This is a genomic window from Nonomuraea sp. NPDC005650 (assembly GCF_040605375.1).
Taxonomy (GTDB): Bacteria; Actinomycetota; Actinomycetes; order Streptosporangiales; family Streptosporangiaceae; genus Nonomuraea.
Window position 1 is genome coordinate 1 of record NZ_JBEXCR010000045.1, and the last position, 20,779, is coordinate 20,779.

Consider the following 20,779-nt stretch of genomic DNA (forward strand, 5'->3'; position numbering starts at 1 on the left):
ATGCGGTTCGACACCGTCAACCAGCGGCGCAAGGAGGCCCGGAAGGCTCAGGTCGAGGCCGAGTTCGAGGAGCTGACCGAAGAGCCGACGGAAGGCGGCTTCCCCGTGCCACCGCTCGACCTGCCGCACTACCACGGCGTTTCCCGGCAGTGAGAGCCCCCGGACAGGACGCGCCGAAAGGCAACCTCAATCACGGGCATGCGGTCGTATCGCCGGCGGGTAGTACCGCAACGACCAGCACGGACTACGATCTGGATTCAGTCAATTACCAGAAGTAGCCATGCGGAACAAGGAGGACCATGTCCCAAGAGCTGATCGAGGCCAACCTCAACGGCGCGTTCGCCGTACTCGACACCGACGGCGACGGCCACATCACCGTCGCCGACTTCACCGCGAAGGCCGACCAGATGTGCGCCGCCTTCGCGCCCGAGCCGCAGTCCCCGCACCACGCCGCTCTGCAACGGGCCTACGCCTCCTGGTGGGAGCAGCTCCGCGCCGGCGCCGACCACGACGGCGACGGGAAGGTGAGCCAGGCGGAGTTCGTCGCGGCGATCCGTGCGGGCACCACCACCGACCCGCGCTATCTCCACACCGTTGACGCGGTGTGCCACGCCGTGTTCGACGCCATCGACACAAACGGCGACGGCCGTATCACCTGGGAGGAGTTCGCGCGTATGTACTGCGCGGCGGACGTGCAGACCATCGCCACCCGGGTCGCCTTCGACCACCTCGACACCGACGGGGACGGCGCGGTCTCCCGCGAGGAGTTCGTGGCCGGCGCGAATGCCCTGCTCTCCAGCGCGGACGCGAGCCAGCCCGGGACGTGGATGCTGGGCGAGACCAACGTCCGCTGAGCAGCGCCTCCCGCTCGCCGCCCCCCAAACGCGATCAGCCCGTACAGCACCCCGCGGCAGACCAGCCCGACCCGCGCCGGCTTGTCCATGAAAGGACTGTCCGCCGCCCGGAAGGAGGCCCGGCCGGATCACTCAGGATCTGGGTGAGCCGTCCTGAGTTCCCCGCGCAGCCGGGCCGGGTCGACTTCCGTCACGGCCGTCTTCCCGTCCAGTTCCCAGCCCTTCCCGTACGCCGCGGCGAAGGCTTCCTCGCCCAGCGCGGCCCGCCCCCGGCGGGTGAGCTCGCGAACCTGCCGATCGGTGCGGTCGTGAGCGCCGCGCAGCCGGGAGGCGGCGCCGAGCAGGACGGCCGACTCGTGCTGCCGCCCGAGCGCCTCGGCGAGTGCGGCCACGTTCACCGCGACCTGCGACAGGATCGGCAGGTCCCTGGTCACCAGCGCCGCCGCGTACGCCTTCTCCAGTCCCTTCTGCGCGCCCGCCAGGTCACCCGTCTCCAGGCAGAGCCCGGCCCATATGCCCCCGACCAGCGTCCGCGCGTGGTCACCGGGGAACGTGGTGTCGCCGCGCAGCCCCCGTTCGGCGTCGTCGAGCAGTTCCCGCGCCCGGTCCAGGTGGCCGAGCCGCATCCGGAAGGCGGCCTCCCACGCGTCGACCAGGGCCAGCAGCTCCGGCGAGGCCGCGCGCAGCGCCCGTTCCCGGGCCGAGTCGATCATCGCGATCGCCAGGTCGGTGTCGCCGCGCCGCAGGTGCAGGTCGATCCAGCGCACGTCGCCGAACACCTCGTCGCCGAAGCTGAGCGCGCCGAACTCACCGGCCAGCGACCGGGCCTCGCGCAGATCGGCCAGCGCGCCGTCGAGGTCGTCGTCGTACTGCCGCAGCTGGGCGCGCATCGGCAGCGCGGTGGCCTGGCCCCAGCGGTCGCCGACCTGCCGGAAGCAGGCCAGGGCCGCCTCCACGTCGGTGCGCGTCCTGTCGAGCTCGCCCGCGTTCTCGGCGAACTGGGCCCGGAACATGCGGGCCAGCCCGGACAGCCACACGTCGTCGCCGTCGGCCAGCCGCTCGATGATCGCGAGCGTGCTCTTCTCCAGGAACGCGGGCGGGAACGCGGCGAGCGCGCCGTAGGGGCCGGGCAGCTCCGGGTACGCGAGCAGCCGGTCGGCCAGCTCGCGCATCCGCGCCCGGTCGTCCGCGGTCTCCTCGGCGGTCATCCCCGGCCGGGTGCCGGCCCGGTTGATCAGGTGGATCGCTTCGGCGCAGTCGCGGTCGGGCGCCGGCTCGCCGCCGGGCACCGCCAGTGCCTCGCCCAGCCAGTAGGCCGCGTCGGAGTGCCGGCCGAACATGTGCCAGTACCAGGTCAGGTTCAGGGCGAGAGCGACCGCGCCGGGGGCGTCGCCGGTGTCGCACCGCCGGCGCAGGGCGGCCAGCGTGTTGTCGTACTCGGCGCTGATGACGCGCATGGCCGCCGGCTGGCCGGGCCCGCGCAGCAGCGGGTCCTGCCGGGCCATCAGCTCGGCGAAGTGGCCGGCGGCCAGGTCGCGGACGGCGCCGAGGTCGCCCGTCTCGGCCAGGCGGTCGATGCCGTACTCGCGCAGCGTCTCCAGCATGCGGTAGCGGCCCGGATCGGGCGCGAGCTGCAGCAGCGACCGGTCGACCAGGCCCGCGAGCAGCTCGGGGATCTCGGCAGCCGGCACCGCGGTGCCGGCGCAGACCGCGGTGGCCGAGGCCGGTGTGACGCCGCCGGGCAGGGTCGAGACGCGTTCGGCGACCGTACGCTCGTGCTCGCTCAGCAGCTCCCAGCTCCAGGCGATGACCGCGCGGAGCGTGCGGTGCCGGGGCAGCGCGTTACGGCTGCCGGTGGTGAGCAGCCGGAACCGGTCGGACAGCCCGTCGGCCAGCTCGGGCAGCGACAGCGTCCGCAGCCGGGCCGCGGCCAGCTCCAGCGCCAGCGGCATCCCGTCCAGTCCGCGGACCACCCGCCGGACCTCGGGCAGCGTCGTCTCGTCCACGTCGAAGCCCGGGCGTACGGCCGCGGCCCGCTCGGCGAACAGGCGTACCGACGCCGCCCGCCGGGCCTGCTCGACGCCGTCGTCCGGCCCGGGCAGCGCGAGCGGGCCGAGCGGCACCAGCGCCTCGCCGTCGACCGCGAGAGGTTCGCGGCTGGTGGCGAGCACGCGCAGCCCGGGGCATCGGGACAGCAGTGCCGCGACCAGGTGCGCCACGGCGTCGATCAGGTGCTCGCAGTTGTCGACCAGCAGCAGGCTCTCCCGGCCGCCGAGCTGGTCGACGAGTACGTCCAGGTCGGAGCCCTCGACCCGCGCCCGGGCCTCGAACACCGCGCCGCCGCGCAGCCCGATCCCGGCGAGCACGGCCGCGCCCGCCTTGGCCGGCTCGGTGACCGAGGACAGGTCGATCATCCAGGCGCCGTCGCGGTACTCGTGGCCGTGGCGGCGGGCGGCCTCGACGGCGAGCCTCGTCTTGCCGGCGCCGCCGGGACCGAGCACGGTGACCAGGCGCCCGGTGGCGAGCAGCGTGTCGACCCGGGCGAGGTCGTCGTCGCGGCCGATGAAGCTGGTCAGCGGCGCGGGCAGGTTGCCCGGCCTGGTCCGCGCGGCCGGGGCGGGCCGCTCGGCGCGCAGCAGGCGCAGGTGGCGTTCGCGCAGGGCGGTGCCCGGGTCGGTGCCGAGGTCGTCGGCCAGGGTTTCGCGGACCCGTTCGTACAGGGCGAGGGCCTCGGCCTGGCGGCCCTGGGCGGCGAGCGCGTCCATGAGCAGCGCGGCGGCGTGCTCGTGGGCGGGGTGCTCGGCGAGCAGGGCGGTCAGGCGGGCGGCGGCCGCGTCGGCGCGGCCCAGCGCCAGCTCTGCGGCGGCGAGGTCGGCCACGGCCTCGACCGAGGCGTGGGCCAGGCGGGTCGCGGCGGCGGGCGCCACCGCGGCGACGGCCGTGGGCTCGGTGCCGGGACGGTCGCCCCACAGCGCCACGGCCTCGCCGAGCAGCGCCGCCGCGGCGGTCGGGTCGCCGGCGCGCAGGCGGTCACGGCCGGCGGCGGCGAGCCGCTCGAACCGCAGCGCGTCCACGTCGGCCGCGTCCACGTCCAGCCGGTAGCCGCCCGCGGCCTGTGTGACGTCGCCGGCCGAGCCGAGGGTCCGGCGCAGCCGCGAGACGAGGGCCTGCAGCGCGTGGGCGGGGCCGGTCGGCGGGTCCTCTGCCCAGATCGCGTCGACCAGGACGCCCTGCTCGACCGCGCGCCCGCCGGCGAGCGCCAGCCGTACGACCAGACCCTGCAACCGCGCACCCGCGACGGGCAGGGCGGCGTCACCGCGAGACACCTGAAAGGCGCCGAGCAGCGTCACGCGAAGCCGCGCACCCCCGTCCATCTCCCAATCTTCGCGCACGCGCCCTCATGTCCCCAAACCAGGGCAGTGCCTGGCTTTCCTCCCCCGTCACGCGTCGCGGGAGGCGTGTCAGCGCCGTGTGTGCCCCGTGTGAGCGGCCCGCGTCAGTCTTTGCGTGCTTGAAGAGAACAGGACGGCGAGCTTCGAAAGGGGAGTACTCGTGCATGACGTAGTGATCGTGGGCGCCGGCCCGGTCGGTCTGTTCCTCGCCTGCGAGCTTGGCCTCGCGGGCTGCTCTGTTCTGGTGCTTGAGCGGGAGCCGGAGCCCCGTTCCCCGTGGAAGGCGGACCCGCTCGGGATGCGGGGGCTGTCCGCCGCGTCGGTCGAGGCGTTCTACCGCCGCGGGATGCTGCACGCGCTGCTGACGGCGTCGGGCGTCGACGACGATCCCGGCGCGGACGAGCCGGGGCCCCCTCGTGGGGTGGGCCACTTCGCCGGCATGATGCTCGATCCGGCCAAGGTCGACGTCGCCGCCCTGCCGTTCCGGCTGCCCAGCCCGGCGATGGAGGGGGTGATGACGAACCTCGAAGCGATCGAGTCGGTGCTGTCCGAGCGGGCGGCCGTGCTCGGTGTGGAGATCAGGCGCGGCGTCACGGTCTCAGCCGTCGCGCAGGACGGCGAGCTCGTGGTCGCGAGAGCCGGCGAGCACGAGTACGCGGCGCGCTGGCTCGTCGGCTGCGATGGCGGACGCAGCGCGGTGCGTGGGCTCGCGGGCTTCGACTTCGTCGGCACCGAGCCGCGGTTCACCGGCTACGTGGTCCTCGCCGCCATCGCCGATCCCGAGAAGCTGGGCCCTGGGTTCAATCTGACGCCGACAGGCATGTACCTGCAGATGCCCGCGGACGGGCACGTCGGCATGATGGAGTTCGACGGCGGCGCGTTCGATCGCTCGCAGCGGCTGACCCGCGAACATCTCCAGGCCGTTCTGCGCCGGGTGTCCGGCACCGACGTGACGCTGAGCGAGGTCCATCTCGCCTCAAGCTTCACCGATCGGGCGAAGCAGACGACGACCTACCGGAAGGGGCGCGTCCTGCTCGCGGGCGACGCGGCTCACATCCACTCTCCCCTCGGAGCGCAGGGACTCAACCTCGGCCTCGGCGACGCCATGAACCTGGGCTGGAAGCTCGCGGCGACCGTGCGCGGGCACGCGCGGGACGGGCTGCTCGACACCTACACCCGCGAGCGCCATCCGATCGGCGCATGGGTGCTCGACTGGACGCGCGCCCAGACGGCGGTCATGAGGCCGGGCTCGCATGCCCAGGCACTCCAGGGGGTGATTCGCGACCTGCTCGGGACCCGTGACGGAACGACCTACGTGTACGAGAAGGTGTCGGGGTCGTCGATCCGCTACGACCTCGGCAGCGAGCAGCCGCTGGTCGGCCGCAACGCCCCGGACCTTCGTCTTGAGGACGGCACTCGCCTCGGCGACCTGACGCAGGACGGACGGGGCGTCGCGCTCGATTTCAGCACCGACCGGCACCTGCGCGATTCGGCGATGGGCTGGGCGAGCCGGATCCGGTATGCGGCCGGGACGGCGAGAAACGACCTCGGATTGGGCGCCGTGCTCGTCCGGCCTGACGGCATAGTCGCCTGGGCCGGTGATCGCGCCCCTGATCGTGAGGCGTTCGAGCGGGCGGCCGGCCATTGGTTCGGCAGCCCGGATTTCCAAGCCCCGCCCGAGATCGGATAGCGGGTCACCTGAATGTCAACGTTCACACCACCTACCGAGTTCAAGGAGCACCTATGACGATCACCCTCCGGCCGGGAAGCACCGTGATGTTCACCGGCGATTCGATCACCGACTGCCAACGACTGGAGAGCGAGCAGGGCCTCGGGTTCGGCTACCCGCTGCACATCGCGGGCGAGTGGGGCCTGCGGCACCCGGATCGGCCCGTGACCTGGCTGAACTCCGGGATCGGCGGCAACAAGGTGATGGACCTCGAAGCCCGCTGGCAGGCGGACGTGCTCGACACGCGCCCGGACGTGGTCTCGATCCTCGCCGGCGGCAATGACGTGGCCTGGCGCTCGTACGACCCGGACGGCTACGTGATCTCCGATGAGGACTTCGCGGCAGGCTACGATCGCCTGCTCGCGCCCCTCGCCAAGGCCGGCGCGGACCTGATCCTCATCGAGCCGTTCCTCCTGCCGATTCGCGGCCTGGTCGAGGTCGGCGATGTGCACCTCGGCGAAGACGTCCGGAAGGAGTGGCGCGCCGAGATGAACCCGAAGATCCAGATCGTCCGCGAGCTCGCCCGCGAGTACGGCGCGCACCTGCTCGCCGCCGACGGCATGTTCGCCGAGCTCTCCGCGACGACCGGGCCGGAGTACTGGGCCGAGGACGGCGTGCACCCGACGCCGGCCGGTCACGCCGCACTCGCGGCGGCCTGGCTGCGCCTGGTCACGTGACCGCGCCTCACGACACCGGCTCATCGTGAGGCGATGCTGGACTGCTGGTCATCGCTGGCCGGGGAGGCCGGCTCGTCGTGGGATGCGATCCCCGACGGCGTGCCGGCCCCCTGACGCTCACCGACCCCGTGCAGAGGTCCCGGCGCTGGACGCGGCCTGGCAAGTGTGGCAGCTCAGGCGGCACCCGGGCGTCAGGATCCGTGGCGGGACCGTTCGTTGGCGATCACCGCGATTGACAGCGGTATCACCGCCCACGCGGCGAGCACGGTGAACGCCGTCCAGGTCGGCATGATGTCCGGAGCCTGCTCGATCAGTTGGAGCGCCGGGTACGCCGGCAGGAACCGGTTGAGCTGCTCTCCCCAGGGCAGCAGGCGGGCGACGAACGGCAGCACGAGAACGATCGCCACCAGCGCCGCGGTCGCGACCGCGCCGTTGCGCAGGACCGTACCGAGCGCCAGTCCGAGCAGCGTGGTGACCACGATCATCAGCGTGCCGCCGGCGATCACCGTCCAGGCTCCGGCGGGCAACAGCGACGGGTGGAACTCCGCGGCGACGAACCGCCCGTAGAGATAGCCTGGCACCGCGATGAGCAGCGAACCGCCGACCGCGGCCCCGCTCAGGACCGCCGCCTTGGCCAACAGCACCCGGGCCCTGGACGGTGTGGCGACGAAGGTCGTGTCGATCATGCCGGACGCGTGCTCGCCGCTGATGGTCATCGCGCCCAGCATGCCGAGCGGAAGCTGGGCCAGGATCACTCCCACGTACACGGCCACGACGATCCCCATGGCGGCCTGATCGCTCGTACGGGCCGGATCCCAGCGCGAGATGACGGTGGAGGCGCCCAGCGCGGTGAGCGCGAGCGAAATCGACACCCCGACGCCCAGCGCCCACCAGGTCGAACGCAGAGTCCGGAGCTTGATCCACTCGGCGGCGACCGCGCTCACGGCGCACTCCTGCCGACGACGTTCATGAACGCGTCCTCCAGCGACATGCCCGGGGGCACCAGCTCTGTGATCGCGGCGTCGGCGCGCAACCTGCCCTGGGCGACGACGATCAGTTGATCGGCCGTGACCGCCATCTCGCTCATCAAGTGACTCGACACGAGCACGGTGCGGCCCTCGGCCGCGAGGGACTTGAGCAGGCCGCGCATCCAGCGGATGCCTTCGGGGTCGAGTCCGTTGGTGGGCTCGTCGAGCACGAGCACCTCCGGGTCGCCGAGCAGAGCCGCAGCGAGCCCCAGCCGCTGCTTCATGCCCAGCGAAAACCCGCCGACGCGCCTGCCGCCGGCATGGCCGAGCCCCACGAGCTCCAGCAGCCCGCCGATACGGGTGCGGGAGATGCCGTTGGAACGGGCCAGCCACCACAGGTGCTGCTCCGCGCACCGCCCGCCCTGCACCGAGGTGGCGTCCAGCAGCGCGCCGACTTGGGTGAGGGGCCTTTTCAGCTCCCGGTACATCGCGCCGTTCACCGTGGCCCGGCCGGCGGTGGGCTGCTCGAGGCCGAGGAGCAGCCGCATGGTCGTGGTCTTGCCGGCGCCGTTCGGGCCGAGGAAGCCGGTGATCCTGCCGGGCGAGACCGTGAAGGAGAGGCCGTCCACGGCGACTGTCTGTTTGAAGCGTTTGGTGAGTCCGGTGACTTCGATCATGTCTCTCACGATCTGCCGCAACCGGCCCGTCGCACATCGGTCTTGGGACCGATACGGCCGGCCCGATGACCGGGCTAGGTTCGTACCGTGCGCGAACAGATCCGACTTCCCCTGCTGAGCCGGGTGCCGGCCTGGGTCTGGGTGGCGATCGACGCCGGGATCGCCCTGCTCCTCGCGGCCTCTTTCGTCGGGCTCGCCTCATCGAGGAACCTGACGGAGCCCGACGTACTGGACTACGGGGCGGCCCTCGCGACCAGCCTGCCCGTAGCGGTCAGACGGTTGTGGCCACGCGCGGTTTTCGTGATCGTCCTGCTGGGCGGCCTCGGCATGCGCGAATTCCTCATCCCGCACGCCGACCCGCTCTGTCTGCCTCTTGCGCTGTACACACTGGCCACGCGGAGCAGGGCCGTGCTCCCGCTGCTCGCGGCGGGCGTGGCCGGCGCACAGGGCGTGGTGGAACTTCCGCTTTCTGCCGTGGTACGCGACCAGCTCGGGCTGGTGCTGGCGATCCTGGCAGCCTCATGGGCCGCCGGCACGGCGGTACGCCAGCGCAGGCTCTACACCGAGCAACTCGCCGCGCAGGCCGAAGAGCGGGCACGTGCGGAGGCGATGGCGGAGCGGCTGCGAATCGCCAGGGAGTTGCATGACGTCATCGGCCACAGTCTCAGCACGATCGCCGTGCAGGCGGGCGTGGCGGGCCATGTGGGCGGAGCGGAGGAGATGAGCCGCACGCTGGTCTCGATCGAGGAGACCAGCAGGTCGGCCCTGCGTGAGACCAGGCAGCTGCTCGGCGTGCTGCGCGAGGACGGCGAGGCCGAGCTCGCCCCCGCCCCCGGGCTGGCCGAGCTCGGCGCGCTCGTCGCGCGGACCAGGACGGCGGGCCTGGGAGTGGAGCTGCGGGTCGACGGCGACGTGGACGGGGAGATGGAGCCGACGGTATACCGGATCGTGCAGGAGGCGCTGACCAACGTGCTCAAACATGCTGGAGCCCGCCATGTCCTGGTGCGGATCGAACGGCAGGAGGGCGGGCTGACCGTGGAGGTCACCGATGACGGCACGCGGGGCCAGGCGCAGCCGTACGGACACGGCTTGACGGGGCTGCGCGAGCGCGTGCACCTGTTCGGCGGCGAGTTCGAGGCAGGCGCTCGCCCCGTGCGCGGCTTCCGCGTGATGGCGAGGCTGCCGCTGTGATCAGGGTGCTGGTGGCCGACGATCAGGCGCTCATCAGGGCGAGCTTCCACAGGTTGATCGACTCCACGCCGGGGTTCCAGGTGGCCGGGGAGGCCGCGACGGGCGCGCAGGCGGTGGCGGCGAGTGCTCGCGATCGTCCCGACCTCGTGCTCATGGACGTGCGTATGCCGGAGATGGATGGAATAGAGGCCACGCGTCGCATCTGCGCCGGCCATCCGCGGACGCGCGTGCTGATGGTGACCACCTTCGACCTGGACGAGTACGTCTACGGAGCGCTCCGGGCGGGCGCGGCGGGCTTCCTGCTCAAGGACACTCCGCCCGCCGAACTGATCAGGAGCATGAGGGTCATCGCGTCGGGCGAGTCGCTGCTGGCGCCGACCGCCACGCGGCGGTTGATCCAGCGGTTCGTGCACCCGCCGTCGCAGGCGGGCGGCCTCGACATCACCGAACGCGAGCGCGAGGTCCTCGTCCTGGTGGCCAGGGGCCTGTCCAACGCGGAGATCGCCCAGAGCCTGTACGTCAGCCTCAGCACGGTGAAAACGCACGTCAGCAACCTGCTGACCAAGCTCGATGCCCGGACCCGCGTCCACCTGGTCATCGCCGCCTATGAGGCTCACCTTGTCTGAGGAAGGCTTTCAGGCCGAGGTCACGTTGCCACCTCAAGTCGACTTGAAGTGAAATGGGATCATGGATGACGGGCTTCTTCCGATCGGTGAGGTGGCGGCGCGGTTCGGGATGGCGACCTCGGCCCTGCGCTATTGGGATGAGTGCGGGCTGCTGCCGGCGGCCGAGCGCCGGTCGGGGCGGCGTTATTACCGGAGGGAGGACCTGCATCGCATCGCCCTGATCCGGATCTGGCAGGAGACCGGGCTGATGAGCCTGGAAGAGATCGGCACGGTGCTTGCCGGCAGCGGTGACGGGCAGGGCTGGCAGGCCGTCGTCCAAGGGCGGGTGCGGGCCATCGACGCCCAGGCCGAACGGCTGGGAACCGCACGCGCCTACCTAGAGCACCTGCTGGAGTGCCCCAACCACGATCCGGCGGGCGGCTGCCCGTACCTGCGGGAGGCCACCCGCCGATGGACCGAGGCCGGCGTTCCCGATGTCGCACCGGCCGGGGACGGGTCGCGGTCAGTCGGCCACGGGTTCTGAGGCCGGCACCTGCTCGGCCGGCGGCCGCTCAGGCGCGCGCCACCGGACGGCCAGCAGCGCGGCGGCGGCGAGCGTCACGGCCCCGGCCACCAGCAGACTCACCTGCATCCCGTGCACCGGGTCGCGGCTCTCGGCGACGATCGTGCCGAGTACGGCGACGCCCAGGGCCGTACCGACCTGACGGGCGGTGTTGACGGTGGCGGCGGCGATGCCCGACCGTTCGAGGGGAACGGTCTCCAGCACCGCGGCCGCCGCCGGCGTGATGGCCAGGCCCTGCCCGACCCCGGCGACCACGAACAGTACGGCGACCACCGGGTAGGGGGTGCCGGCGTCGAAGACGGTCATCGCGGCCAGTGCCGCACCCGTCAGCACGTACCCGGTGAGCATCGGCAGCCGCGGCCCATGCGCGGCGTTCAAACGCCCGGCGACCAGCGAGGCCGGCAGAACTGACAGGGTCATCGGCAGCAGCGCCAGGCCGGTCTCCATCGCCGAGTGCCCGCGCAGTTGCTGCAGATACAGCGCCGACAGCAGGAAGAACCCGCCGTTGGCGGCGAACCCCAGCGCGACCGAGGCCAGATTGGTGATGGTGAACCGGGCATCGCGGAACAGTCCCAGCGGCAACAGGGGCCTGATGACCCGGCGCTCGACCAGCGGCACCAGCACGGCGGCCAGCACCGCGGCGGTCAGTGAACCGATCGTGATCCACGACTCCCAGCCGTGGCTCCTGGCCTCGATCACCCCGTACGACAACGCGGCCAGCGCACCGATCACCAGCACCTGCCCGGCTGGGTCCAGCGCCGCGTGTCGCGGATCGGCGCTTTCGGGAATCGCGCGCAGGCCGATCACGATGGCGGCCAGCCCGACCGGCACGTTGACCAGGAAAATGCTCGGCCAGCCGAGCGTGTCCACCAGCAACCCGCCAAGCAGCGGGCCGGCGATGACGGCCAGGGCACCGGCCATGCCCCAGTACCCCATCACGCGAGCGCGGTCACGCGGGTCGGGCACGGCCTGTCCGATCAACGACAGCGCACCGGGAACGATGACCGCCGCCGCGGCCCCCTGCAGGCACCTGCCCGCGACCAGGACCGCGAGCGTCGGCGCCAGGGCGCACAGCACCGAGGCCACCACGAAGACCCCCAGACCGGACAGGAACACGCGCTTGCGCCCGTACCGGTCCCCCAGCGATCCACCTGACAGCATCAGCGCCGCCAGTGCCAGCGCGAATCCGTCCACCACCCACTGCAGCCCGGCCAGATCGGTATTCAGATCGGCCTGAATGCTCGGCGCCGCCACATTGACGATCGTCAGGTCCAGCAGCGCCATGAACGTCCCGGAAAACGCCGAGACCAGTCGCAGCACGCTGCCGGTCTCCCTGGTTCTCGTATCCACCCGTGGTCTCCTTCGGTGGGCTCGCTTGCACGACGAGCCGACCGTAGATGTTCAAGTCGACTTGAACTCAAGGGCCCCGGATCTGCCAACACCGGCGCCGGCTCGGGTTGGCCGCCACGCTGACGGGCGTCCTCATTCGCGCCCAACGCAAACCCGGCCGTACGGCAGGATGGGCGCCATGTTGGAGATCAACTTACTGACCGAATCCGACCGCGCCCGCTGGGAATCGCTGGCTCGTGGTAAAGACACATACTTCGAGGCCGAACGCAGCGACGACGACTACGAACGGACCTGGCGACGCCTGCTCGACGACGAGCAGATACGCGGGATCGCCGCCCGGCTGGACGGCGAAATGGTCGGCATCGCGCACTACCTGTTCCACGCCAGTGTCTGGTACGCGGGGAGATGCTATCTGGCGGACTTGTTCGTGGACGAGGAAGTCCGGCGGCGGGGTATCGCGACGGCAGTGATCGAGTGGGTGGCGCGGGATGCCGAGGAGCACGGCTTCCCAGGCCTCTACTGGAACACGTTGGAAGACGCCCCGGCTCGCGCGCTGTACGACAAGGTGGGCAAGTTCCACAAGGGGCTCATCCACTACGCCTACCGGCGTGACACGAACCAGACCTCCACCCAGCGCTGAGGGGCGACCAGGCGGCGCCGCGGCCTCGCCACGGTCGTGACCATGTAGGCCGAGCCGCACGCCCAAGCGCGCTGTCGGCGTCTACGGCTTCGTCCGATCCGCGGGCGCTACGCCCGGCCTGCCACTGCGGGGCAGGTGTCGGATCTTGCCGCAGATGCGCAGTCGGCCTTTGCGGGCCGAGAAACGACGACTTCGGACTGTGCGCCTCCCATGTCTCCGCGACTGCCGACCTTTGGGAAACCTAGAGCGCGGATGGGCCGCCCTCGCGGCACCTCTGGAACCTACGAGGCTACTCCCCCGGATGTAGACCGGCCGATTTCTCATGCCGGTGTCGTAACGGGCAAAGCCTCTCTTGGGAGGACGCCCGGCGACCCACGACCGGCGACCATTGCGGGCATGAAGATGGGCCTTTCCCTCGCCCAGCCTGAAACGGTCCTCGCAGGCCGGCATCGCGAGCGGGCGTCGCACGCCCGGCGACGCCACCGCCCGCTTCGAGACAGACGACCACTCGTCGTACGGCACGGGTCACAAGGCCGTTCCCGGAATAAGATCAGCCTCACCTAACTCACCTGGAGTGGGTATGACCGATGACAAGATCGACGGTGCCACCCTGGACGGTGTGGCGGCCACCTGTCTGTGGACGCTGCGCAACCGCGCCGAGGAGTCGATGCACCCCGGCTCGGCGTTCCACGACCCGCTGGCGGAGCGCCTCTACCGCAGGATCGACTACGACTACGAGCGGTTCGGCAAACCCAACCAGAGCCACCCGATGCGCGCCCTCGCCCTGGACATCGCCATCCGCTCCTACCTGGAGCTGCATCCGGCCGCCACTGTCGTCTCCCTCGGCGAAGGGCTGCAGACCACCTACTGGCGCCTGGGGCGGCCCGACATCGACTGGCTCTCTGTGGACCTGCCACCCGTCATCGACCTGCGCAGACGCCTGCTCCCCCAGGAACCGCGCATGACCGCGATCCCGGCCTCGGCGCTGGACCGCACGTGGATGGACGTCCCCGATCCGGCGCGTGGCGTGTTCATCTCCGCCGAGGGTCTGTTCATGTACCTCGAACGCGACCAGGTGATGTCCCTGATCGCCGAGTGCGCCACGCGCTTCCCCGGCGGGCGGCTGTTCTTCGACTCGATACCCACCGTGCTCAGCAACCGCACATTGAAGGGCTATCGCCTGTCGGCCCGCTACACCGCGCCGCCCATGCCGTTCAGTCTGTCGGTGTCCGAGGCCGCCCGCCTGCCCGCGCAGATCCCCGGCGTGGCCACCGCCGAAGACCTGCAACCGCCACCCGGCCGCAAGGCATGGCGGTCGAGAACACTCCGGAAGATCGCGGTCCTGCCCGGCCCGCGCGATCTGCGCCCGTCGATCACCCTGCTGAGCTTCGCCTGATCTCGAACGAACGGCATCGCGCGTGCCGGCGGCATCGCGCACCGTACACCTCGGCCGAACGCGAGGTCATCGAAGGTGATACCGATGAAGGCGCTGCCCTCTCGCTCGCGCACTGCGCTTCAGGTCCTGCAACGCGAGGACCTTCGTCGGGCTCATCCAACCCTGCGAAGGCTTGTGAAGCGCCCAACCATCACCGAGGGTGACCGCGGCGTGCTGCACGGCTCCATCGGCACTCCGCCAAACCAGGACAGTCCCCGGCTCGTCGTCGCGTCCTCCCCTGACGGTCTGCGCCACGAGCCAATCCTCGAACGGCTCGCGGCACATCCACACATCCTCCGCGCCCTCCACGCCGCAGACCGCCATCACCGTGCCGAAGCAGTTCGGACCGCTCCGTGCAGGGAAAGCCCCGGCGAGGCGACGCGCGCCCGGCAGCAAGGAGGCGACGGCGTTCCATGTAGCTGGGGCAACGTCGCCGTGTCGGCTGGGGCGGCGTCCCTTCTCGACGTACTTGATGACCGTCTCCAGCTCGCGTCCGGCGATCGAGGATGGCCAACGGTGCGGCACGGGTTGACTCCGCCTGGCGGAAGCCGGCAACCGACGCGCGCCGGCCTCCGACAGCCACACGAGCGCTGACGAACCCAGCCCATACAGGCAGAAGGTGTCCCTGAGTTCGGGAGTGAGCCGATCACGGTCATCATCGAGATCGAGTGAGCCGGCGAGACTCTGCGGGATCACGAAGGGCTGCACCGGCGGCGCGAACCACCCGAGCCACCGGTCCAGGAGATCGCCCGGCACCACGACACCCAACACAAGCATGACGTCACTCTTCCAGCAGCAGACGCTCAGCGGGCAGAGTCGGGGTCATAGACGGCGAAGCCGGCCACGCCACGCTCGAAGTCCGCGCCTTTGGGGTTTTGGATGCCGCTTCACACGTGGTCGCGTACCCGCGCAGGGGGCCTGGAGGGTGCCTTTGTGGTGGCCCGTGCCTGTGGTGGGCCAGCGCGCCGTACCTGTATGTCGAGCTTTTCTTGTGGGCATTCGGCGTGGGCCCTCCGCTCCTGCTGCTGTGGTCAGTGCGCGTCGCCGGGGCGCTCCTCCGCGACGTCCATGCGGTGGACCGGAGCTTGCTCCGCTGGCTGATGCCCGGACTCGTCGTCGGCTGCACCGCAGTGGCGATCGTCGCCGAGGTGCCCTTCAGCGTACGGTTCGCGCTGTCGAAACCCGCCCTGACGTCATTCGCCGAGTCCGTGGCCTCTTGCATGATTGCCGCGTGGTGGGCCTCTACCCGGTCTGCTGGTCCGAGGCGCTGCCCGGCGGTGGTGCCCGCATGAGCGTCAGTCGGGTCGGATGCCCGAGGATGACGTGGAACGGCTCGACCTCATCTCCGTCGGCCGTCCAAGATAATGGGGGTCGGCCTACCCGAGGAGATCTGTGGTGGAGTCTCTGTTCCAGTACTTCCCCCTGCTGTTCGTGGCGTTGGGAATATTCATCGTTCTGCGTTCGGTCAAGGGGGTCGTCGACCGCAGTCGGTTCGTCCAGCGGGCACAGCGGGTGCCGGGCGTGGTCAGCGACGTACGGACCACGTTCACGGGGCAAGGGGAGAACTTGAGGGCGAGGCAGCGGCCGGTCCTGACCTTCACGACCCTGGAAGGGCGGGAGATCACCACCGAATCGGCGGCCACCTCCAACCTTGGCGTCGGCAACGAGACCGAGGTGCTCTACGACCCGCAGAGCCCGACCAGGGCCATGCCCGCGGACAACACAGGCGGCGGCTACGGCGGGATCGTCGTCGGACTCATCGCGGTTCTCGTCGGCCTGGTTTTCTTCGGCAGTTTCTCTGACTTCTCCGGCTCCTTGTAGGGCGGCCGGCAGGACCGGTACGAGACGGTCTCTACCTGTTTGACGAGAGTCAGGTGGCGGAGGGCTTGGGGCGGGGCCGGAGCTGGCCGGTGCGGGCGGCCCGCCGCAGCCAGACGACCGTGGGCCCCAGGCAGACCAGCAGTGCGAGCAGGCTGGCCTCGGGTCCGAACGTACCGCCGGTCAACGGAGCGGGGCCGGACAGGGTGGCGTTCAGCAGGCCGTGGGGTGGCAGGTTCGACCCGGAGAGCACGACGCCGAAGATGCCGGCATGGGTGAAGTTCCAGGCGAAGTGGAGGCTGATCGGCAACCACAGCGAGCGGGTCGCGACGTAGGCGGCGGCCGTCATGGTCCCTCCCGTCAGGGCGAGCGAGAGCGCGCCCCACAACGTGGCGTTGACGTTGACCAGATGCGTCGCCCCGAACAGCACGGCGGACACGACCAGCGCGATCACCGTGCCGGTACGTTCCTCCACGATGCGGAACAGGACCCCGCGGAACAGCAGCTCCTCGGCGACCGCGACGCTCGCCATCATGCCCGCGGTGCCGATGAACCCGCCGAAGGAGCCCCAGGACAGGCCCCGCACGCCACCGAACCATAGCTCTCACGGGGGATGGCAACCGTGCCACGCGGGTCCGGCCCGGTGGCTGCGCTCGGACTTCGTCGACGGCGTCAAGCACCTGCCGCTTCAGCGTAGGAGCCGTAATTCGGTGGCACCGGCCCGAGGCACGTCACTAGCCTTACGCCGGTGATCTACGAGCATCCCCTGGCCTACCTGCTCGGCCTGGAAGGCGTCGCTCTGCTCCGGTCCTTCAGAGGCGAGCACGACCGCGAGTTCGTCGAGGCGCGGCTCACCGAGATCCGCAAGCTGCTCGACGACGACACGCTGGCCGACGCCGCCGTGGAGGTCGCCCGCGTGGACACCGTCGAGGGCTATCAGGTGTGGTCGAAGACGTATGACGGTCCCAATACGGCGTTCGACCTCGACGAGCCCTTCATCAGGGAGATCGTCGACGCGCTGCCCGCGGGCGTCGCCCTGGACGCCGCCTGTGGCACCGGACGGCTCGCGGCCTACCTGGCCGGCCGCGGGCACCGGGTCCTCGGCGTGGACAGCTCGCCCGACATGCTCGGCCGGGCCCGCGAGCGGGTGCCGCAGGGCGAGTTCCACCTCGGCGACCTGGATCGGCTCCCGCTGCCCGACGACGCCGTGGACCTGGTGGTCTGCTCCCTGGCGCTGACGCATGTGCCCGTGCTGGACCCGGTGCTGGCCGAGTTCGCCCGGGTGCTGCGGCCCGGCGGGCACGTGGTCCTCTCGGACATCCATCCCACCGGAGTGGCGCGCGGCGTGATCCCGTGTGTACGCCTGCCGGACGGGCGGCCGGCCCGCATCGCCACGTACCATCACCCGATCGGCGACTACGTCCGCGCCGCGCTGGCGGCCGGCCTGCAGGTGCGCCGCTGCGAGGAACCGGCGCCCGAATCCGGTGGCGCACCCGTGCCCGCCGCCACCGAGAGCCTGGGGCCGTGGGAGGTGTGGCCGTGGGCCCTGTGGGACATGGTCCCCGAGGCGGCACGGGCTGCCGCCGCGGGCGAGCCGTCGATGGTCATCTGGCAGTTCGAGCTAGGCCGTTAGTTTGGCCAGCCAGCTCTCGATGTCCGCCGCGATGGCCAGGGGCTGGTCCTCCGGCGTGTGATGCCCGGCGACCTCCTCGTGCCGTACGATCTCCAGCGCGGCGACGTTCTCCGCGCACCAGGCGACGGTCTCCTCCGTCCACATCGTGCCGACGCCGGAGCGGAAGACAACCATCAGCTTCGGCACCTCGACACTGGTCGCCAGCCACCGGTCGAACGCCTCGATCCTGGCCACGACGTCGGCCGGCTCCCCGCCCAGCGGCAACGAGCGCGCCCAGCGCAGCTGCGGCAGGCGGCTCTCCCTGGTGGGGTACGGGTTCGTGTACGCGGCCAGGTCCTCCTCGGCGAGCGGGGCGGTGACGGTGGCGGGCAGGCCCTGCCGGAGGAAGGCGTCGTCGTCGAGGATCATGGACTCGCCCACGCCGTCTGTCTTGATCGCCCGGAACAGGTCACGGCCGCCCTCGGGGAGCTCGTCCCAGCTCATCGGCTTGACGATGGCCTCGGTGAAGGCGATCCCGCGTACCCGGTCCGGGTGGCGGGAGGCCCAGTCGAAGGCCAGCGCGCCGCCCCAGTCGTGGCCGACGAGCACCACGTCGTCGAGGCCGAGGGCGTCGAACCAGGCCTCCAGGTAGCGGGCGTGGTCGGCGAAGGTGTAGTCGATGGCGGGCTTGCCCGACTCGCCCATGCCGATCAGGTCGGGAGCCAGGAGACGGCCGTGCCCGACGGCGGGCATGACGTTGCGCCACAGGTAGGAGGAGGTGGGGTTGCCGTGCAGGAACACGATCGGCGCGCCGGCGCCGAGCTCCCGGTGGTGCATGGTGGAGTCGAGCACATTCTGGAAAGGCATGTCGGATCCGTTCAGGTGTTGAGTGTCATGGTGCGGTCCACCGCGATCTCGATCACGACCCGGCCGGGCGGCGCGGGCGGCGGCGAACCGTAGCGTCGGAGGTAGCGGCTGGCGGCCTCGGCCACCCGCCGCGGATCGTCGGACACCGTCGCGGCGCCCTCAAGGGTGACCCAGCGGAACCCGTCGACCTGGCAGAGCGCGACGCGGCCGCCCCGTACCAGGTTGCGGGCCTTGCGCGAGGCGGCGACGGTCAGCACGCGGGCCGTTCCCCCGTCGCCGTCCCAGGTGAAGCGCACCGCCACCACGTGCGGGGACCCGTCGGGCCGCAGGGTCGTCAGCGTGGCCAGGCGGGGTTCGGCCAGGAAGGACTGCACCGAGCCGGTCATGGCGTGCGCCCCGGCACGCCGGTCGGGCTGTTCATGGTGAGGGCTCCGTGTGGTGCGGTCAGCGGAAGGCGGCGACATTGCGGGCGGCCCAGTCGGCGAAGGAACGCGGGGCACGTCCGAGGATCCGCGTCACGTTCGGGCTGACCTGCTGCTCGGCGGGGGTCGGCGTGCCGAGGACGGCGAGGGTGCCGGCCACGACCGGTTCCGGCATGAACTGCGACATCTGCTCGCGCGCCTCCTCCCGAGTCTGCTCCGCGAACCGCACCTCCTCCCCCAGCGCCGCCCCGATCGCCGCGGCGCGCTCGCGCGGGGTCAGCGCCCGCGGCCCGGTGAGCGTGTACGTCCGTCCCGCGTGCCCGCCGTCCCGCAGCACCACGGCGGCGACCTCGGCGAGGTCGGCCGGGTCGACGGTCGGCAGCGCGACGTCGCCGAACGGCGCGGGGGCCGTACGATGTGCGCGGATCGGCCCGGCCCAGGCCAGCGTGTTGGAGTGGAAGCCGCCCGGCCGCAGGATCGTCCACTCCAGCCCCGACCCGCGTACGGCCTCCTCGAAGGTCGCCGGGTGGCCGTACGCCTCCGGCCGGGTCCCGGCGCCCTGAGAGGACAGCAGGACCACACGGCGGATCCCGCCAGCTTCGGCGGCCTCGAGGATCGCCTGCGGCTCCTGCCCGGCGACGAGCAGGAACAACGCGTCGGCGCCGTCGAAGGCGGCCTTCAAACCGGCGGGCTCACCCAGGTCGGCCGCATGGTGCCGGACGGCCTCTGGAAGCGGCGCGGGTCGCCGGGAGATCGCGGTGACCTGCTCGCCCGCGGCGGCGAGCAACCGGACCAGCTCTCCACCGACCTGGCCTGTCGCGCCCGTGACAACGATCATTGTTCAGTCCCATCTAGTGAGTTAGTTGACTGACTCACTTCCGAGACCATAGCGGTGAACGAGGCGTCTGTCCACCGCTCCGTCATGGGCGACCGCCGTACTGGATGGCCTGCGGCGCGGCGAAGGCGACGGCCGGACCGGTCGGCGCGCGGACCTGCGCCTACCTCGGATCCGGTTTCACCGGAGGCGGGGCGCGAGCCGTTCGAGCTGGTCCACGGCCGAGGCGAGATCGTCGGTCAGCGGCTGCAGCAGGACGTGGTCGGCCCCGGCGTCGCGGTGCGCACGCAGGCGCCGCACGACCGCGTCCTCGTCGCCCCAGGCGAAGGTGGCGTCGATGAGCCGGTCACTGCGGCCGTCCCTCAGGTCGTCGTCGCCGTAGCCGAGTCTGCGGTAGTTGGACGTGTACGGGGTTTCGACGTTGCGTTGGCCGATGCGCAGGAGGGCGCGCATCCGCTCCCGGGCCGAACCGGGGTCGGGATCGAGGATCAGGGCCTGGTGCGGGATGAGCAGCGGTTCGGGCCCGAGCGCCTTGCGGGCGATCTCGGTGTGCTCGACCGGCTGGAGGAAGGGATGGACGCCGTCGGACCGCTCGACGGCGAGCCGGTGCGCCCTGGGGCCGAGCGCGGCGAGCACTCGGGGATAGCGGACCTCGGGCAGGAGACGGGCCGCCGCCTGGTCCAGCGCGTCCAGATAATCTCGGAGCTGGGTGAGCGGGCGGTCGCCCGCCTGCCCGCCGAGGCCGAGAACGAGCCGTCCGGGGTGAGCCTCCGCGAGCGTGGCCGCGGCGCCGTGCATCGTCGCCGGATGGCGCGCTCCGATGTTGGCGATGCCCGCGCCGGCGACCAGCCGCTCGGTCGCACCCAGGACGACGGCGAGCTGGGCGAACACCTCCCGCCCTCCGACCGGCGAGGATGCGGGCGGCTCTCCGGTCCAGAGCGACCCATACCCCAGCCGCTCGATCCGGGCGAACTGCTCGCGCTGCACCGGCACCGGCGTGCGCAACAGCGTCATCGGCGCGATCCACACCCCGAACCCGCCGAGTCTGTCGCGAGTTTGCGCCATGTCCATGTCCATCACCCCTCGATCACACTGAATCGGAGGCTGCCTCCGATTCTCCGTAG

The 20,779-nt window shown here is 71.3% G+C and carries 20 protein-coding genes; 10 read left to right on the forward strand and 10 right to left on the reverse strand.

Features of this window, described 5'->3' with window-relative positions:
* Window positions 1–299: 299 nt before the first annotated feature.
* Window positions 300–854 (forward strand): EF-hand domain-containing protein, encoded by a 555-nt coding sequence (locus ABZS69_RS51830; RefSeq protein WP_355387872.1) that lies wholly within the window; start codon window positions 300–302, stop codon window positions 852–854.
* A gap of 128 nt (window positions 855–982) precedes the next feature.
* On the opposite strand, the gene ABZS69_RS51835 is transcribed toward ABZS69_RS51830, so the two are convergent.
* Window positions 983–4,246, reverse strand: coding sequence for a BTAD domain-containing putative transcriptional regulator (locus tag ABZS69_RS51835; RefSeq protein WP_355387875.1), 3,264 nt, complete (start codon window positions 4,244–4,246; stop codon window positions 983–985).
* A 160-nt stretch (window positions 4,247–4,406) separates the two neighbouring features.
* Here ABZS69_RS51835 and ABZS69_RS51840 point away from each other — a divergent pair, with 160 nt between their 5' ends.
* Both ABZS69_RS51840 and ABZS69_RS51845 read left to right on the forward strand, forming a co-directional pair.
* Complete coding sequence (locus ABZS69_RS51840) at window positions 4,407–5,936, forward strand: FAD-dependent monooxygenase (RefSeq protein ID WP_355387878.1); 1,530 nt, start codon at window positions 4,407–4,409, stop codon at window positions 5,934–5,936.
* Window positions 5,937–5,989: 53 nt separating this feature from the next.
* Window positions 5,990–6,652, forward strand: a complete 663-nt coding sequence (locus ABZS69_RS51845) for a GDSL-type esterase/lipase family protein (RefSeq protein ID WP_355387881.1) — start codon at window positions 5,990–5,992, stop codon at window positions 6,650–6,652.
* A gap of 191 nt (window positions 6,653–6,843) precedes the next feature.
* Here ABZS69_RS51845 and ABZS69_RS51850 read toward each other — a convergent pair whose 3' ends face one another.
* Both ABZS69_RS51850 and ABZS69_RS51855 read right to left on the reverse strand, forming a co-directional pair.
* The gene (locus tag ABZS69_RS51850; RefSeq protein ID WP_355387884.1) at window positions 6,844–7,596 is read right to left on the reverse strand and encodes an ABC transporter permease; all 753 of its coding nucleotides are present in this window, start codon (window positions 7,594–7,596) and stop codon (window positions 6,844–6,846) included.
* Window positions 7,593–8,297, reverse strand: a complete 705-nt coding sequence (locus ABZS69_RS51855) for an ATP-binding cassette domain-containing protein (protein WP_355387888.1) — start codon at window positions 8,295–8,297, stop codon at window positions 7,593–7,595. Before ABZS69_RS51855 ends, ABZS69_RS51850 begins: the two co-directional genes overlap by 4 nt.
* Window positions 8,298–8,384: 87 nt before the next feature.
* On the opposite strand from ABZS69_RS51855, the gene ABZS69_RS51860 reads away from it, so the two are divergent.
* From ABZS69_RS51860 to ABZS69_RS51870, 3 genes are all read left to right on the forward strand, one after another.
* Window positions 8,385–9,488 (forward strand): sensor histidine kinase, encoded by a 1,104-nt coding sequence (locus ABZS69_RS51860; RefSeq protein ID WP_355387891.1) that lies wholly within the window; start codon window positions 8,385–8,387, stop codon window positions 9,486–9,488.
* Window positions 9,485–10,114, forward strand: coding sequence for a response regulator transcription factor (locus ABZS69_RS51865; RefSeq protein WP_355387894.1), 630 nt, complete (start codon window positions 9,485–9,487; stop codon window positions 10,112–10,114). The genes ABZS69_RS51860 and ABZS69_RS51865 overlap by 4 nt, the downstream gene beginning before the upstream one ends.
* Window positions 10,115–10,175: 61 nt before the next feature.
* Window positions 10,176–10,637, forward strand: a complete 462-nt coding sequence (locus tag ABZS69_RS51870) for a MerR family transcriptional regulator (protein ID WP_355387897.1) — start codon at window positions 10,176–10,178, stop codon at window positions 10,635–10,637.
* Here ABZS69_RS51870 and ABZS69_RS51875 read toward each other — a convergent pair.
* Complete coding sequence (locus ABZS69_RS51875; RefSeq protein WP_355387900.1) at window positions 10,617–12,026, reverse strand: DHA2 family efflux MFS transporter permease subunit; 1,410 nt, start codon at window positions 12,024–12,026, stop codon at window positions 10,617–10,619. The genes ABZS69_RS51870 and ABZS69_RS51875 overlap by 21 nt on opposite strands.
* A 178-nt stretch (window positions 12,027–12,204) precedes the next feature.
* Here ABZS69_RS51875 and ABZS69_RS51880 point away from each other — a divergent pair, with 178 nt between their 5' ends.
* Both ABZS69_RS51880 and ABZS69_RS51885 read left to right on the forward strand, forming a co-directional pair.
* Complete coding sequence (locus ABZS69_RS51880) at window positions 12,205–12,666, forward strand: GNAT family N-acetyltransferase (RefSeq protein WP_355387903.1); 462 nt, start codon at window positions 12,205–12,207, stop codon at window positions 12,664–12,666.
* A gap of 580 nt (window positions 12,667–13,246) precedes the next feature.
* A complete protein-coding gene (locus tag ABZS69_RS51885) occupies window positions 13,247–14,062 on the forward strand; it encodes a class I SAM-dependent methyltransferase (protein ID WP_355387905.1) in 816 nt (271 codons plus the stop codon).
* Between the two features lie 66 nt (window positions 14,063–14,128).
* Here the strand turns inward: ABZS69_RS51885 and ABZS69_RS51890 are convergent, their stop codons facing one another.
* The gene (locus ABZS69_RS51890; protein WP_355387908.1) at window positions 14,129–14,878 is read right to left on the reverse strand and encodes a hypothetical protein; all 750 of its coding nucleotides are present in this window, start codon (window positions 14,876–14,878) and stop codon (window positions 14,129–14,131) included.
* 618 nt (window positions 14,879–15,496) lie between these two features.
* Here ABZS69_RS51890 and ABZS69_RS51895 point away from each other — a divergent pair.
* Entirely contained in the window at window positions 15,497–15,922 is a 426-nt protein-coding gene (locus ABZS69_RS51895; protein ID WP_355387910.1) for a DUF3592 domain-containing protein, read from the forward strand.
* A gap of 49 nt (window positions 15,923–15,971) precedes the next feature.
* On the opposite strand, the gene ABZS69_RS51900 is transcribed toward ABZS69_RS51895, so the two are convergent.
* Window positions 15,972–16,505 (reverse strand): CPBP family intramembrane glutamic endopeptidase, encoded by a 534-nt coding sequence (locus tag ABZS69_RS51900; protein WP_355387913.1) that lies wholly within the window; start codon window positions 16,503–16,505, stop codon window positions 15,972–15,974.
* Between the two features lie 162 nt (window positions 16,506–16,667).
* Here ABZS69_RS51900 and ABZS69_RS51905 point away from each other — a divergent pair, with 162 nt between their 5' ends.
* On the forward strand, window positions 16,668–17,552 hold the full coding sequence (locus ABZS69_RS51905) for a class I SAM-dependent methyltransferase (protein ID WP_355387916.1): 885 nt from the start codon (window positions 16,668–16,670) through the stop codon (window positions 17,550–17,552).
* Here the strand turns inward: ABZS69_RS51905 and ABZS69_RS51910 are convergent.
* The 4 genes from ABZS69_RS51910 to ABZS69_RS51925 form a co-directional block, all read right to left on the reverse strand.
* Window positions 17,541–18,398, reverse strand: a complete 858-nt coding sequence (locus ABZS69_RS51910; protein ID WP_355387918.1) for a haloalkane dehalogenase — start codon at window positions 18,396–18,398, stop codon at window positions 17,541–17,543. The genes ABZS69_RS51905 and ABZS69_RS51910 overlap by 12 nt on opposite strands.
* An 11-nt stretch (window positions 18,399–18,409) precedes the next feature.
* Complete coding sequence (locus ABZS69_RS51915; RefSeq protein ID WP_355387921.1) at window positions 18,410–18,784, reverse strand: TIGR03618 family F420-dependent PPOX class oxidoreductase; 375 nt, start codon at window positions 18,782–18,784, stop codon at window positions 18,410–18,412.
* 58 nt (window positions 18,785–18,842) lie between these two features.
* Complete coding sequence (locus ABZS69_RS51920; RefSeq protein WP_355387924.1) at window positions 18,843–19,658, reverse strand: NAD(P)H-binding protein; 816 nt, start codon at window positions 19,656–19,658, stop codon at window positions 18,843–18,845.
* Between the two features lie 177 nt (window positions 19,659–19,835).
* Window positions 19,836–20,720: a TIGR03620 family F420-dependent LLM class oxidoreductase gene (locus ABZS69_RS51925; protein ID WP_355387927.1), complete on the reverse strand. Its 885-nt coding sequence runs from the start codon at window positions 20,718–20,720 to the stop codon at window positions 19,836–19,838.
* Window positions 20,721–20,779: the final 59 nt, after the last annotated feature.

What these genes read in the sequence shown, in the direction of transcription:
- ABZS69_RS51830 (WP_355387872.1), top strand. Translation starts at nt 300, where the DNA reads ATGTCCCAAGAGCTGATCGAGGCCAACCTCAACGGCGCGTTCGCCGTA.
- ABZS69_RS51845 (WP_355387881.1), top strand. Translation starts at nt 5,990, where the DNA reads ATGACGATCACCCTCCGGCCGGGAAGCACCGTGATGTTCACCGGCGAT.
- ABZS69_RS51855 (WP_355387888.1), bottom strand. Translation starts at nt 8,297, where the DNA reads ATGATCGAAGTCACCGGACTCACCAAACGCTTCAAACAGACAGTCGCC.
- ABZS69_RS51870 (WP_355387897.1), top strand. Translation starts at nt 10,176, where the DNA reads ATGGATGACGGGCTTCTTCCGATCGGTGAGGTGGCGGCGCGGTTCGGG.
- ABZS69_RS51880 (WP_355387903.1), top strand. Translation starts at nt 12,205, where the DNA reads ATGTTGGAGATCAACTTACTGACCGAATCCGACCGCGCCCGCTGGGAA.
- ABZS69_RS51885 (WP_355387905.1), top strand. Translation starts at nt 13,247, where the DNA reads ATGACCGATGACAAGATCGACGGTGCCACCCTGGACGGTGTGGCGGCC.
- ABZS69_RS51890 (WP_355387908.1), bottom strand. Translation starts at nt 14,878, where the DNA reads ATGCTTGTGTTGGGTGTCGTGGTGCCGGGCGATCTCCTGGACCGGTGG.
- ABZS69_RS51910 (WP_355387918.1), bottom strand. Translation starts at nt 18,398, where the DNA reads ATGCCTTTCCAGAATGTGCTCGACTCCACCATGCACCACCGGGAGCTC.
- ABZS69_RS51915 (WP_355387921.1), bottom strand. Translation starts at nt 18,784, where the DNA reads ATGACCGGCTCGGTGCAGTCCTTCCTGGCCGAACCCCGCCTGGCCACG.
- ABZS69_RS51920 (WP_355387924.1), bottom strand. Translation starts at nt 19,658, where the DNA reads ATGATCGTTGTCACGGGCGCGACAGGCCAGGTCGGTGGAGAGCTGGTC.
- ABZS69_RS51925 (WP_355387927.1), bottom strand. Translation starts at nt 20,720, where the DNA reads ATGGCGCAAACTCGCGACAGACTCGGCGGGTTCGGGGTGTGGATCGCG.